This is a genomic window from Planktothrix sp. FACHB-1365 (genome assembly GCF_014697575.1).
Lineage (GTDB): Bacteria > Cyanobacteriota > Cyanobacteriia > Cyanobacteriales > Microcoleaceae > Planktothrix.
The window spans coordinates 103389-119498 of sequence record NZ_JACJSC010000011.1; the positions used below are offsets into that span (position 1 = coordinate 103389).

Sequence of the window (16110 nt, forward strand, 5' to 3'; positions counted from 1 at the left end):
CTAGCAACCGTCTATTGGTATCGCAGGTTAATTTTATTGATCATTTCTGATTTCTACAGATAACCTTGATAAATCTGCCCTACTAGATTTTTTAGATCATCTGATAAAAATGAATAATCAGGATGAGTATACAGTTTTTGATAAAATTTTCTCAGTTCAGAATAACCTGACTCAGCATTTTTTAAAGTTTGTTGATCAGAATGTAAACGAAAACCGGATAATTTTTGATTGATAAATCCAATTTTATAACAACCCATGAGTCTTAACCAGAGATCTAAATCTAACAACTGTTTAAATTCTGAGTCAAACCCTCCCAGTTGTTCAATTGCTGCTTTTTTAATCAAAACGGTACTAGGTTCTCCAATTTTATTCAGTGGACTCTGAAGTAACTGAGGATCAGTTAATAAATCTTTTCCGGTTTGAATTGATTTTAAGTTAGACCAATTTTGATGTAAATCTTGATAACCATAATAAGCTCTCAGCAAGATTTGATTGGCTGTTGCTTCTGGAGATAGAATAATATTTCTAGGTGAAAAAACTAGACCAATTTCTGTATCGGTTTCCGCTAAATTTACCAATTCTTCAAGACAATTGGGTTCCAATAAATCATCTTGAAATAAAAATTTAATATATTTCCCGTGAGCTTGAGAGACACAATAATTCCAATTTTGGGCTAACCCATATTGTTCATGCTGAAATAGGGATACTTTCAAAGAACAATTTTTCTGAAAAGATTGAATAATTTCTAAAGTTTTATCCGTTGAACTATCATCAGAGATAATAATTTCTAAATGAGGATAGGTTTGATCAACGACACTTGATAACGCCTCTGCTAAATATTTCTCACCATTATAGGTGGGAATACAAACACTAACTAGGGGAAGTTCATATGACATCCCATTATAGATGCTACAGATACTCTCCCCTAACCCCGCCTGTAGAGACGTTGCATGCAACGTCTCTACAGGCGGCGATTTGTAGCCAACATTTAGGGATTTCATATCAGAAGCCAAACCTTTAAATTCAGGTAAAATTTTAGGAGAATCTGAAACGGGAGAACCACTTAAATAAGCTTCTTGTAAAATTTGGCGATAACTTTCTACCATTTGTTCAAAATTATTAAAGCGATCTAAAACCTTTAAGGAATTTTGAGCGAGGTGCGATCGCAATTTTTCATCCGTTAATAACTGAGTAATAACCTTCGCTAAAGCGTCAATATTACCCGGAGGATAAAATAGCCCATTTACGCCTTGTTTAACTTGTTCTTTGACCCCAAAAACAGGTGTCGCAATAATCGGTAAACCATAATTCATGGCTTCTAAAATCACACGGGGGAAACTTTCAATTCGAGAAGTTAAAATAAAGATATCCCCCGCTTTATAATAACGTTCTGTATCAGGAGTTTCAGGAATAATATTAATTTTTTCCTGTAAAACTATCGGTAAACTCCGTACTAAAGTTTTTAATTCATCACTATAGAAACTAGGGCGATCGCCAACCATCAAAATTTTAACTTTTTTCTGCCATTCTGGAGGTAATTTTGCCAAAGCTAAGGGCAAATCTTTTTGCCCTTTTCGAGATCCCACCGTTCCCAATAGTAATAAAACAATTTCATCTTTTTTAATCTTTAAAGATTCTCTAGCTTTTTCCCTCGTCCAAGTTGTATTAATCATTGAGGATGAACTGCGATTAATCCCATTATAAATCACGGTAAAATTATGACTATAATTCAGGTTTAAATAATTTTTTTGAGTTTCGGAAGAAACAAAAACAACACGATAAGGAAACCGAAAACACTCTAAAGCATGACGAGTGATTTCTTCATTTAATCCTTGAAAATAACTCTCTAAGGGTTCACTTTCATGTATATTCCAAATACAAGGAATCCCCAATCGTTGAGCGCAATCTACTAAAAAAAAGTTAGGCAATGTATTAACATAAAAAACATCTATCTTGAGTTTAGATAACTGCTGGCTTAATTTTTGTATTATCAAATTATAGGTATCTAAATCATATTTTACGTCTAAAGGATAGGGTTTACAAATCATTACCTGTATGCCTTGTTTTTGATATTCTGTTTGTAATAACCCTTCTTGAAAAGAAAATACAATCGGTTCAATCAATCCGGCTTTTGCTAACTCCACTGCAATTTCATATTGATGTAAAGGTGCACCTGTTAAATCCAATAAATGACTCGCAATTAATACCCGCAATCGTTTTTTCATTGACCCTAAGAAAAACCGCCGAGGTTGGATTCTAAAATGTTCATCCGCTAAGGATAAATGAGGACTATAATAAGGATCAACTTTATTTCCGTATAAGTGTCGAAATGCTGCTACTTCTTGGGGTGAATCTTCATAACCTCTAGTTGCACCTTCATGATGAATTAATTCTGCTGTCGGACAATAAACACTTCTCCATCCTTTCTCACTGAGTCGATAGCAATAATCAACATCATTGTAAGCTACAGCAAACTGTTCTGAATCAAATCCTCCCATCTCTAAAAATAAATTCCGAGGTGTCAATAAACAAGCCGCACTAACCGCCGAATAATTGCGAACAACTTGAATATAACTTAAGTAACCATTGGCTTTACTGGGTCTTAATTTAAACCCATGACCTGCTAATCCTTGATGCAGTCCATGAACAACTCCAGCGTGTTGAATTTTTTCATTGGGAAATACTAATTTTGCTCCAACAGCACCAACTCCTTGGATTTGAGCATAACCCATCATTTGACTTAACCAATGGGGAGAAATTACCTCAGTATCATTATTCAAAAATAGGATATAATCACTCTGAATCTGTTGAACCGCTTGATTATGAATTGCAGCAAAATTAAAGGTTTTATCAGGGGTTTCAATTTTTAACACTTGCAGGGGAATCTGTTCTAAATAAGCAAGGGTATTAGTATCATCACTGCCATTATCAATAATCACTATTTGATAATTTTGATAGGTTGTTTTCTTCAGGGAAGATAAACAAGCTTCTAATAACTGTTTTTGATTTTTAGTGGGAATTAAAATCGTCACCGATGGCCCTTGATCGGGAAATTGATGCTCAAAAACTCCGACTTGTTTATGAATTGCCCAGTTAGGTTGTTGAATGCTTCCTGCAATTCCCCGACGTTGAAAAGCTTCTTGTAACGCTTGAATAGAAGCTTTAAAACTATTGGGTTTTGCAAGGGCTGAATTTGCTGTTGAACCGGGAATTGCTCGCCAATGATATAGAATTAAAGGTAAATGAGCAATCTGATGACAAATTTCCGTTGCTCTTAAGGCAAAATCATAATCCTGGGCTCCTTCAAATCCAATTCTAAATCCCCCCAATTGTTCAAAGATTTCTCGTTTCACTCCCCACAAATGACCGATATACATATAGGATAAAAGCAGTTCGGGTGACCAATCTGGTTTAAATTGAGGAGCAAAACGATTACCTTGACTATCAATTTTATCATCATCGGAATAAAGAAACTCTGTTTCTGGATGTTCCCCTAAATATAAGGCGATTTCTGCTAAAGCATCGAGGGTGAGTTGATCATCATGATCTAAAAACAGTAAAAATTCTCCGGTTGCTAAACTTGCTGCACTATTACTCGCTTGACTAATATTGCCATTTTCTGGACGAAATATCACACGAATACGCGAATCTTGTTTTTGCCATTGGTTTAATCGTTTTTGAATTTCTGGATGGGTACTTCCATCATCTGCAATACAAAGTTCCCAATTGACGTAAATTTGTTGAGTAACACTGGCGATCGCTTTTTCTAAATATTCTACTAAAGGATTATATACTGGCATAATCACAGATAGTTTAGGAAGCTTTGATATATCCTTTTTTAACCGAGAATGTAAGAACATCTGGACTCTTTGATTCCACTGATTAACATTTAACCAAGCTTCATAGGGTTTTAGACTTTGGGAACTAACAAAATCAGAGGGTTTAACTGGAATAATTTCTGATGGAATGGGTTGAGTTTTATTCAGCTTTAATTCAGTATTTAAACCCTCAATTTCCCGTTCTAAATTTCTAATTTTTAGCCAATCTTGACAGATCCAAGCTTGAGGAGGATCGGAAGGTTGCCACTGTGACCAGGATAACTGAGGTTCGGTATTTAAAGGGGAAGATTCAGCTTCTAATGCCAAATATAAATCTAAAGCTTTGGGGAAATATTGTTTAATAATTTCAGATCTATAGTTTGGAATTGATTTAGATTTTAATAAATTAGGTTGAATAATTTGATCATAGTTTGGATGAGATAAATCTAAGGTAAAATCTTTATTGATTTTATTAATAAACTCCTGGTTATTATCAATTAAATAATGAACATTAATTAATACACATTTAGCAGAGTTTTTACGATAAAATTCTAATATTTTTTGATTATATAAAATCCATGAATCAATCGCAAGTTGAGGATTTTGTTGAATTAAATCATCTGTTCCTCGACGATACAAAGAATCAACAACTTCCCAAGGGGAGCGATAGACAAAAATAAACTTAGCTTGGGGTATTAAGGTTTGCCAAAAGTTTAAGAATAATGTCGTGCGTGGATCTTTCCATCCCCAGAGATTTCGTTGAGATTTTCGGGTGATTAAGGTTTTAGCGGCTGTTACATATTCAGGTAAGATTTGTTTATGGGGTTGAATCATCCATCCCTCAATATTTAAGTTTTGCGATCGCAATACGGTTTGATGAAACTGGACGAACTCAACATCCTCAAAATGGCCCCTAATATTACCCGTATTAGCTCCAATTAATTGATCCCCTAAATAGACACCAGCTTCTTGCAAAATAGTAGCAATTAAGGACGTTCCTGAACGGTGCATTCCCGTAATTACTAATACCGTTGTATGGGGAGTCGTGACAATTCCTGGTGATGGCATTAATAACTCCGTACTAGGGGGAGAAGTTGGGACTGGGGAAGAACTAGAGATAGGAATTTGGGGTTCGAGGGAACGCAAAATATCAGATTCTCGCATAGATAGTCAGTGTTAATAATTTTACTGCTGTTAGAGTAAAACTTAAATTAATCTTAAGTTTTAGGCTTCGGCTTAAATTTAGCTTTATTAATTCTATCTTTAATGAAATGTATAGTCTCATTAAATTTTGTTTCAAAAGCCAGAAAACTTGAAAAATTTTACAGCACATCCCCAATAAGATGATATACTTAGTTTCAGATTGAATACATCTTCCAACTGTTTTAAGCCTTAAACCTTACTCGTTTTGACTTTCACAGGGTTCCCTCCTCCCCCACCCCAAATTTCTCACTGACCTGCTACTAAAATTGCTGAAACCGTTCTGCACAACAGGACGCATTATTCCTATTTAATATTTCTCTGCTCAATAAACTTCGTTGCGCTAGATAGTTTGTTGGGTTAGGGATGTTGCTGGCTATTAAATCTAATAGCCCAGACTCGACTTGCCTTTGTTAGATAATTGAGGACGAAAATATTATGCCTGATCTATATTATGAGGATAGCTTAGAATCTTCTGGGTACTTAGGATGGCCTGAAGGATGGAACTCCTACCCTAACTTGGTACTTCAGTCTGGGGATACCGATACATTTACCTTTGAGGTAGCATCAACGGGATATGTCGATGTCTCTCTCTATTCCGATGAAACTAGCGGGAACTTAGACTTTTCAGTAACCAACTCGAATGGAGAGGTGGAAACTACTTCTAATAATCTTGGTAGTTATTCAGAATATGGCTCTTTCTATTCTGATTACGGTGGAACTTATACAGTTGAAGTTACAGATTCAACGGGAGCAGGAAACTCGAACTACACTCTAACCTTGAATACACCTTCCTACTACGACAGCTATGACTATAGCTATCCCGATTATTCGTACTACGACATCTACGACTATAGCTATTCCGATTACTCGTACTACGACCCCTACAGCTATAGCTATTCCGATTACTCGTACTACGACCCCTACAACTATAGCTACGACTATAGCTACGACTATAGCTACGACTATAGCTACGACTATAGCTACGACTATAGCTATTCCGATTACTCGTACTACGACACCTACAACAGCTACAACAGCTACAACACCTACAACAGCTACAACACCTACAACACCTACAACAGCTACAACACCTACAACACCTACAACAGCTACAACACCTACACCAGCTACAACACCTACAACGACCCGTACTATTATACCAGTTACTACGATCCATACTACATAGATCCATACTACATAGATCCATACTGGTACGGCTCGACTACTATCACTAATGATGGTTTGTACAATTCAAGCCAAAGCACAGCATGGAATTTATCCATCGATAATAGTACGAGTTATTGCTACCAATCTAATCTAGCCATTACTGCTGGCGAAGAAGACTGGTTCAAATTTACTGTAGGAAATAATCTTCAAAGCGGAAGCTACTTATACCTGTCTTTCAACAGTTATGAAGAAGATCTCAACTTTGAGATTTTAAATCAGAGTGGCACTGTCGTGCAGTCAGGTAAAACCTGGAATTACGGTTACGAAAATGTTGACATAAGTACATTCACAGCCGGAACCTACTCCATTAAAGTCTATGGTAGCAATGAAGAAAACTATGGTTGGACAGGTAGTGGTAACTCAAACTACAGCATCAGTCTCTATAAACCCGAAGCTGCACTACCAGATCAATATCCCAGCAATAACAGCTTCGATACAGCCGGTGTTTTAACCCAATCAGTCACAGAGAATTTAATCACAGATAATGATTATTCAGACTGGTTCAAGTTCACCTTAAATAACGCTCCGGCTCCAGGGAATCAAGTTCGCCTAGATTTTCCATCTCTGTCTGGCGACCTGAATTTGTCGCTGTACAACCAAGACGGTTATCTGATCAATAGCTCCTACAATTGGTATACGGATCAGGAGGCGGTTGCCCTATCCTTCTTATCAGCCGGAACTTACTATGTCGAGGTGTCAGGACAAAATGACAGCACCTACAAACTAACCGTTGATGGACTGGGACAAACTTCTGGTTCCGGTGGTGGGACTAAACCTACGACGATTCCTCCCGATAAATACGATAAGTCTTCACCCTACAATAATGATCAAGCTAATGCTACTACACTGACCTTACCGACGAGTGGTGTGGTTAACGAAACCAATCTGAGTATTCACAACAACACTGATAAAGATTGGTTTAAGTTTGAACTGCCTGCTCAAGGGGAGCGGTTGGTAGGAAGTAGCCTAGGTATTAATTTACAGAACTCCCAAGGTGACTTAGACCTAAAACTTTACAATGCCAACAAAGTACAAATCGCTTCTTCAGAAACCTCCAATAACACTGAAACCATTAATTTAGATAGCCTAGCTGGAGGAACTTACTACGCTGAAGTCTATGGCTGGAACCAAGCCACCAACTCTAACTACAGCCTAACGCTGAACGCACCCCCGAAAACTACTACCACCCCAGATCAGCCTTCTAGCATTGAGGACGATCACTTTGAAGAGAATGATTTTATCGACGCTGCTAAGGATCTGAAAAACGATGGTAAAAATATTCCTTTGAGTCAGCTAGTTAGCAAATCGGGTGATGATGACTACTTCAAGTTTACCGTTCCTGATAAGGTCAAAGCGGGTAGCGAACTGAGTATCGCCTTTACCAATGCCGTTGCTGACTTAGACTTAGAACTTTACGATGCCAATCAACAACTCATTGATGGTTCCTGGTCATCGAATAATGGCGAAAGCATTGATATTAGTAGTCTAACCCCCGGAGAATACTATGCTCGTGTCTCCATGTGGAATGGTAAAGCCAGTGGTTACACCCTGAACGTTAACTTTGTAACCGATGAACCCTCCACTGTTCCTGGTGCCAATAGCCAAGATGATGATCCCTTTGAACAAAATGATTCTCTGAATGGTGCGACTCCCCTGGCTCCGGTCAATGGAGTGATCAATCAACAGAACTTGATAATTAAATCCGGTGATGATGACTACTTCCAGTTTGAGGTTCCTAATAGCTTAGAAGCTGATAGCGCTTTAAGTATTAGTTTCCAACACAATCAAGGAGATCTGGACTTAGAACTGTATGACTCTGATGGTCAGCCAGTAGGAAGTTCAGCAACGGTTGGGAACCAAGAAAGCATCAGCTTAGAAGGACTGGCGGCGGGAACCTACAAGGCTCGAGTGTTTGGGTATGGAGGAGCCAGTAACCCCAACTACAACTTAACGGTTACAGGATTAGGTGCTTCTAGTTCCACAACAACACCGATCTCTGGTGATGATCGCTTGGAAGAAAATGATACTCAACAAACTGCTTCTGAAGTGAAGTTAGAAACCAATGGTCAAGCCAACCTGGACAATCTAGTTATTAAAGCCAATGACCCGGATTACTTCAAGTTTGTCCTGCCAGATGTAGCCAATCGCTTACCGGGTAGCAATTTGAGTATTAATTTTACTCACAAAGATGGCGACCTAGATTTGGAACTGCTGGATGCTGCTGGAAACATCGTTCAAAGTTCTAACGGAGTTGGGAATGGTGAAAGTATTAACTTGGATGACTTAGCGGGCGGAACCTACTTTGCTAAAGTTTCGGGTTATGGAACTGCCGAGAATACCTATAGCCTGTCTATTCAAGCTCAGACCATTACCTCTAGTTCCAGTAACACCAGTAACAGTGGAGACGATAAATTTGAACCCAATGATAATCAAGCAGGTGCAACTGATTTAGCCAAAGAATTTGTCAACAAAACGGTTGCTTTACCTGGGTTACAAATTGTTGCTGAAAATGAAGATTGGTTTAAGTTTACAACCAATGCCAAAGGCGGCATTAACGACCAAGTTTCCATTGCTTTTGCATCCAAGAAAGATGGAGATCTGGATTTAGAACTGCTGGATAAGGATGGAAAAACCATTAGTATTTCAGAGGGCATAGAAAATTCAGAAACAATTTCTTTATCGGGTTTAGCAGCCGGAGAATATTATGCCAAAGTCTATGGTTACGGAAAATCCAGTAATCAATATACCCTGAACGTTACTGCTCCTGTTGAGGGTAAACCAACGAAGCCAGATCAAAGCAGCACTGAAACCTATGAACCGAATGAAACCTTTGGGGAGGCTAAACCTGTTCCAACGACTATTATCCGTCAACTTGGCTCTACCCCAACCTATGGCATTCAAGGTCTGAAGATTACACCGGAAGACGTTGCCGTTGATCCAACACTCCCACCCCCCCCTGATCAAGATTGGTTCAAGTTTACTTTGCCAGAACAAGGTCAAGTGGGCAATCAAGTTGCGATCGCCTTTAATAACGCAGACGGAGATCTGGATCTGCAACTTTATAATGCTGAGGGTAATATCCTGCGGGAATCCGCTGGAGCGGGAAATCAAGAAGTTATTGATCTGAATGGACTTTCCGCCGGAGATTATCTGGTGAAAGTGTTTGGTTATAAAGATGCCACAAACCCAGTCTACGATCTGGAGATTACCGCACCGATCCCGAAAACCAACAGTACCCAAAACACCACCATTGAAGCCGATCAATACGAAGAAAATGAAACCTTTGAGACTGCCAAAGACTTCCTGAATCGTAAACAAGTCGGTACTCTGGAGCAAAACTTTGCCGTATCGGGTCTGACCCTGCATAAAACCGACGACCAAGATTTCTTCCAGTTCAAAGCAGCCAAGACCGAAACCCTGAATCTGGCCGTTGACTTTAACCAAGACTTAGGGGACGTTGACCTGGAAATTTATGACGATACCCAAACGTTAGTGGCGGCATCGAAAACCAGTAACAGTCAAGAACAGGTGTCTTTTAAAGCCGAAAAAGACAAAACCTACTATGTCAGAGTCTTTGGTAATGATTCCACCAGTCCCGAATACAACATCAATATTACTTCCAGTGCGGGAGGAAATCAATCTCAGGTGGGCATTGCAGCCGATCGCTTTGAAGTCAATAATAGTCTGCCAACGGCGACGGAACTGCGAGAGTTGGTCTCAACCACAACAGGTTTGAGTCTGCATACGACCACTGACGAAGATTGGTTTGAGTTCACACCGAAAGCCGTAGGTACTAAAGACAATCAAATCTTTATCAACTACGACCCAGCCACTCCGTTAACTTTGGAATTGTATGACAAAGACAATAATAAACTCCAAACCGGAGCAACCGACGACGAGAAAGCAGGTTTCCAAAGCATTTCCTTAGACCAACTCGGAGATGGAACAACCAGCTACTACGCCAAGGTGTCTGGAAGTACCCCCGGCAACTATGAGTTAGGATTGAACGCCCCGGATGAAGCTCCCGTTACCCCCGATGAATGGACAGTGATGGTCTACATGGCGGCGGATAACTACCTCTCGGAAGAAGGGTTGATCGATATCAACGAAATGGAAGCGGTTGATCTGCCCGATAACGTGAATGTGGTGGTTCAATATGATGGTATCGAAAACGGAGATACCAAACGGGGTGCGATTCAACGGGACTCCAATACTTCTGTTGTTTCCAGTAAGCTGACGGCTGTGGATGAAGCCAATCCAGAACTCAATAGCGGAGATCCTCAAACCTTAACCGACTTTATTAAATGGGGTCAAGAAAACTACGCGGCAGATAAATACGCGGTGGTGGTTTGGGATCATGGTCGGGGTCTGAGTGGTGTGGCTTGGGACGAAACCAGTGGCTATGCGAATTTGTCCGTTAAAGAAGTCAGTCAAGCGATTAAAGACGCTGGTTTAGGATCTCAACTTGAACTGGTTGGTTTTGATGCGGGTTTGATGGGTGTCACCGAACAAGCCTACGAACTCAAAGATGCAACAAAAGTTGTCGTCGCCTCCCAAGAAACTGAACCCGCCCAAGGATGGGACTATACCGGATGGTTGAATCAATTGGCAAACGCTGACGGTCGTTTGGATACCGACCAAATGAGCAATGCCATCATTGACTCCTATGAAGCGTCTTATCAAGATTATTCAGAGGGAGGTCTGCAAACCCTCTCAGCAGTTCGGACACAGACTGATAACGGCAAAAAAACCGTCGGCGACGTGAAAACGGCTTTAGATGAGTTTGTGGATGAAGTTCTGGCGAATGCCTCTGAGGACGATTGGAAGGAAATTGTTCAGGCCCGCTCTTCCGCGACGGAATTTGCTATTCCTGAGCAACGAGACTTAGGAAGTTTCATGGATGCCATTGCCAACTCAGGCGTTACAGAAACCATTGCTGACAAGGCTCGGGCTGTGTCTGAAACGTTGGAACAAGCCGTGATTGACCAAGTGGACTTAGCGGGTGCTTCTGGTTTGAGTATTTATCTGCCTCCGATTACCGGATCTTACGATAAAGATACTTACAAAGCCGAAAACTACAGCTTTGTGGCTGACTCCAAGTGGGAAGACTTCTTAGCTGGTTTGACTAGCGATCGCACCCGTGCGGCTGACCGGAGTTTACGGATTTCTGCCGACTATGCAGAAACTTGCGATGTCAGTGGCAATGTTCTCAGTAACCAAAATAACGATTCTTCTAGCACTGCCTTTGATCTCGGTCTGGTGGTGGGCGAAGCCCGTGCGTTAACTGACCTGACTCTCGATAATCTCTATAAACCCGATCCCGCAGATCCCGAAAATTCCGATAAACGCAAATCCGACGTTGACTACTATCGGTTTGAGATTGCAGATAAGGGAACAGACGCGAACAAAGTCTTCTTAGAATCGACGGTAGAAAACCTGAAATTGGAACTGTTCAAAACTAAAGAAGATGGCAGTTTGGGTTCGAAGGTAGCTTCCTCGACCGATCCCGCTAACCCAGAAGTGAGTTTGAAAGATCAGGAGGCGGGAACCTACTATGTGAAAGTCTCCGTTAATGGTTCTCCCACTGATGCGTTTAACCCTGAATACAGTCTGACGGTTCATGCACCGGATGAACCTGCTGCGGCACCGGTAGATCCGACTGTCCCTGAAGAACCCGCTCCTCCAGGAACGCCTCCTGCATCTACACTTAAAGTGAAAGATGCTCTCGAAGGTAGTGGCGATAATAACACTCCTGCTAAAGCCAGCGATTTAGCGAACTTATCCAATGTCACTGATTCTTGGAAGATTTCTACGGTGTCTTTGACTGAGGGCGATGTAGACTGGTACAAGATTAGTCCAGAACGGATCTCGGAACTGGCAGCTAATGGTGTTACCGTTAAATTCGATAAAACCGAAAGCAATCTGGATCTGGAAATGTACATGATCCCTGAAGATCTGGATTTATCGAAGATCAAACCTGAAGACCTGGATCAATATCGTGTTGATGAGTCCAAAACCACTGATCGGGATTATGAAACTATCAGTTTCTCTAGTGACTCAGCAAACAAAAAAGATGAGGTAACAGGTGAAATCGTTCAGAACAACATCTTCGTCAAAGTCTTCCGCAATGAAGAATCCACAACCGCTAGCACTTCCAATTATGAATTGACTGTTCTGCGTCGGGAGTTGGATATTGATGGGAATGGTGAGGCTAACATCTCCAGTGATGGCAAGATTTTACTCAAGTATCTGTTTGCACCAGAGTTGGGAATTGACCTAAATAATCAGCAATTCTCCGACCAACTGACTAACCTGAGCAAAGGAGATCGTACCTATGGTGATCAGATTACTAAGTATCTGGAAGCTGCTCCCTATCTTGACGTTGATGGGGATGGTAAGGCTAACATCTCCAGTGATGGCAAGATTGTACTCAAGTATCTGTTTGCACCAGAGTTGGGAATTGACCTAAATAGTACTGGCTTCTACAACCAACTAGCCACCTATATTGGCCAAAATGCGACTCGCAAAACAGGTCAGGAAGTTAAGGAATTCCTCGACATTTTCTTCACTGATCAAACGGGTTTGAACAGTACGGGGATTTAGCAATCTCTGAACTGCCGAAGTGATCAAGATTAACGGTAGATCGGGAAATTAGAAACGACATCTAAGAACTATAAAATCTTTGAGTTGGGTTTTTCTATCCCCGATCTATCATTGATCTTGAATAGAAGGATTTTTATAAAAGATGAAAACTCATGCGACCGCTTTAACCGTTTCTTAATTATCAGTGAAATTCTATCCTCTCGATTTGTTTGTTTAGAAAGAATAAAACTTAGAGGGTAATTATTGTTTTAAATTTAATCACTTTACAATCCTATTAATTACTTCAAAAAAATTTATATTTTATTGGAACTTTTTATTCAGATTTTGAATCAATAAAGTGTATATTAATCAATAGGATGTGTAATATTTCTTTAAGCCTTAATAAAAAATAAAGAGAAAAAGAAAATATTACATCCGTTGATTACTTATGCTGTAATTTTGCTTTTCAGCGAATTTGAGGAATTAGTAAATGGTAGAACAAATCGTTAGTCCAAACCCAACTTCTTTAACAACATCTCCCGGGCAAAATATAAGCTTTGATGTTACCTATCAAACTTCTGATGGTAGTAAACAAAATGCTGACAAGTTTGGTGTGAGTCTTTATTATGATGATCGAGAACTGACTTTGGTGGGTGAGCCTAATTTTAACCCCGATCTAGATAAAAATACAAACTTGGCAGGTTTTTTCGTACCGCAACTTGATACAGCCAATACCGATAACGACCCCAATACGAATCAACAATTAATCTTTGGTTGGGCTGCTGTCGATAATAACTGGCCTGTTAATACTGTTACCTATCCAGTTAATTTATTTGGCATTGCATTTCAAGCCACAGATATTTTTGATGGAACAATAATTAACTTCACCCCAAAACCAGACTCAGGTAATGGATTTACATCTCCGATACCATCACCTCTTAATGTTACTCTCACCCAAGCTACTCCTGCGGGAATTACCGTAGCCCCCACCACCGGATTAACTACCGATGAAACAGGTAAAACAGCTACCTTTACGGTGAAATTAGACACTCAACCCACGGCAGATGTCACCATTCCGGTCGTGAGTTCCAACACCGCAGAAGGAACAGCCACTCCTACGAGCTTAGTCTTTACGGCTGCTAACTGGGATACTGCCCAAACCGTTACAGTAACAGGTGTAGCCGATAATATTGTTGATGCAGATCAAGCTTATACAATTCAACTACAAGCTGCTACCAGTACCGATGCTAACTATAACGGGAAAGATGCAACGGATGTCTCTGTTACGAATACTAACGTTGATGTTGCCGGAATTACCGTAGCCCCTACCACCGGATTAACTACCGATGAAACAGGTAAAACAGCTACCTTTACGGTGAAGTTAGACACTCAACCCACGGCAGATGTCACCATTCCGGTAGTTAGCTCCAACACCGCAGAAGGAACTGTAGCCCCAGAAAGCTTAGTCTTTACCTCAGCTAACTGGAATACAGCCCAAACCGTTACAGTAACAGGTGTAGCCGATAATATTGTTGATGCAGATCAAGCTTATACAATTCAACTACAAGCTGCTACCAGTACCGATGCTAACTATAACGGGAAAGATGCAACGGATGTCTCTGTTACGAATACTAACGTTGATGTTGCCGGAATTACCGTAGCCCCTACCACCGGATTAACTACCGATGAATTTGGTAAAACAGCTACCTTTACAGTCAAATTAGATTCTCAACCCACAGCCGATGTCACCATTCCGGTCGTGAGTTCCAACACCGCAGAAGGAACAGCCGCTCCTGCCAGCTTAACCTTTACCTCAGCGAACTGGAATACCGCCCAAACCGTTACGGTGACAGGTGTAGCCGATGGTATCGTTGATGCAAATCAAGCCTATACAATTCAACTGCAAGCTGCTACCAGTACCGATACCAACTATAGTGGCAAAGATGCCACGGATGTCTCTGTTACAAATACTAACGTTGATGTTCCTATTAATGTTGGGCCTTCAGCCGGAATTACCGTCAGTCCCACCACCGGATTAACCACCAGTGAATCCGGTACAACAGCTACCTTTACGGTGAAATTAGATTCTCAACCGACGGCAAATGTCACCATTCCAGTAGTTAGCTCTAACACCGCAGAAGGAACAGCCTCTCCTGCCAGTTTAGTCTTTACTGCTGCTAACTGGAATACAGCCCAAACCGTTACGGTGACAGGTGTAGCGGATAATACTGTTGATGGGGATCAAGCTTATACCATTGAACTGCAACCTGCTGTTAGTACCGATGCTAACTATAAGGGCAAAAATGCCACGGATGTTCAGGTTACTAATACCAATGTTACGTCTGAAATAACCCTGAATACCGACGAAATCGATACCTTGCAGGGTGGAGAAGGTGCAGATACATTTGTCCTGACAGGTACTCCCCTAACCAAACCCTCCATTCCTTCACCTACAGACTTTACCGAAGATCAACCCAATCAACTCTTTGGGACTGACAATGATGATGTGATTATCGGCAGTAGTGGGAATGAAACCTTGCTGGGTTTCAAAGGTAATGACTTCCTGAATGGAGAAGGAGGCGGAGATGAACTGTTTGGAGGTGTGGATAACGACACCCTCGTTGGTAGTAGTAGTGATGAACTCCTCTATGGCAATAAAAATAGTGATTTGGTCTTTGGTGGAGAGGGTCTTGATACTCTCTATGGCGGTCAAGACGATGATACCCTGACAGGCGAAAGTGGCAGTGACCTGGTATTAGGAGATAAGGGAGATGATGTTCTCTATGGTCTAACTGACTTGGGTTACACTCTGATTTCAGACTTCACCCCCAATGAAGATGTGATTCAACTCACAGGAAGTGCAGATAACTATCGTTTGACCGATGCACCCGCAGGTACGGGTGTTGGCACCGGAATCATCCGTATTGATGATCAAGGAAATCAGCAATATATTGGTGTGATTGAAGGAGTATTGATGTCACAAACAAGTTTAACCACTAGCAACTTCTTCCAATTTGTTTAGCTTTTGAGGAGGTTTGGGGGAGCTACAAATAAATCCCCCCTGTAGAGACGTTGCATGCAACGTCTCTAGGGTTAAGGGGATCTGATCAAAGCTGTAATCAGGGCTTTTTGGCGTTAAGTTGACGGACTTTTGGCACATCTCGCCCCAGGAGATGAATTGGATTTTAAGTCATTTCTACAACTGATTTAGACTAACTATAGCGCTACTTGAAGAGGGAACAGGGAACAGGGAACAGGGAACAGTAAGAATTGAAAGGGT

At 40.8% G+C, this 16110-nt stretch carries 3 protein-coding genes; 2 read left to right on the plus strand and 1 reads right to left on the minus strand.

Annotation, left to right across the window (positions count from 1 at the left end):
- Nucleotides 1-53: 53 nt before the first annotated feature.
- Nucleotides 54-4982: a glycosyltransferase gene (locus H6G57_RS14575; RefSeq protein WP_190519700.1), complete on the minus strand. Its 4929-nt coding sequence runs from the start codon at nucleotides 4980-4982 to the stop codon at nucleotides 54-56.
- A gap of 474 nt (nucleotides 4983-5456) precedes the next feature.
- Here H6G57_RS14575 and H6G57_RS14580 point away from each other — a divergent pair, with 474 nt between their 5' ends.
- Entirely contained in the window at nucleotides 5457-12851 is a 7395-nt protein-coding gene (locus H6G57_RS14580) for a pre-peptidase C-terminal domain-containing protein (protein WP_190519702.1), read from the plus strand.
- 469 nt (nucleotides 12852-13320) lie between these two features.
- Nucleotides 13321-15852, plus strand: a complete 2532-nt coding sequence (locus tag H6G57_RS14585) for an S-layer family protein (protein ID WP_190519704.1) — start codon at nucleotides 13321-13323, stop codon at nucleotides 15850-15852.
- Nucleotides 15853-16110: the final 258 nt, after the last annotated feature.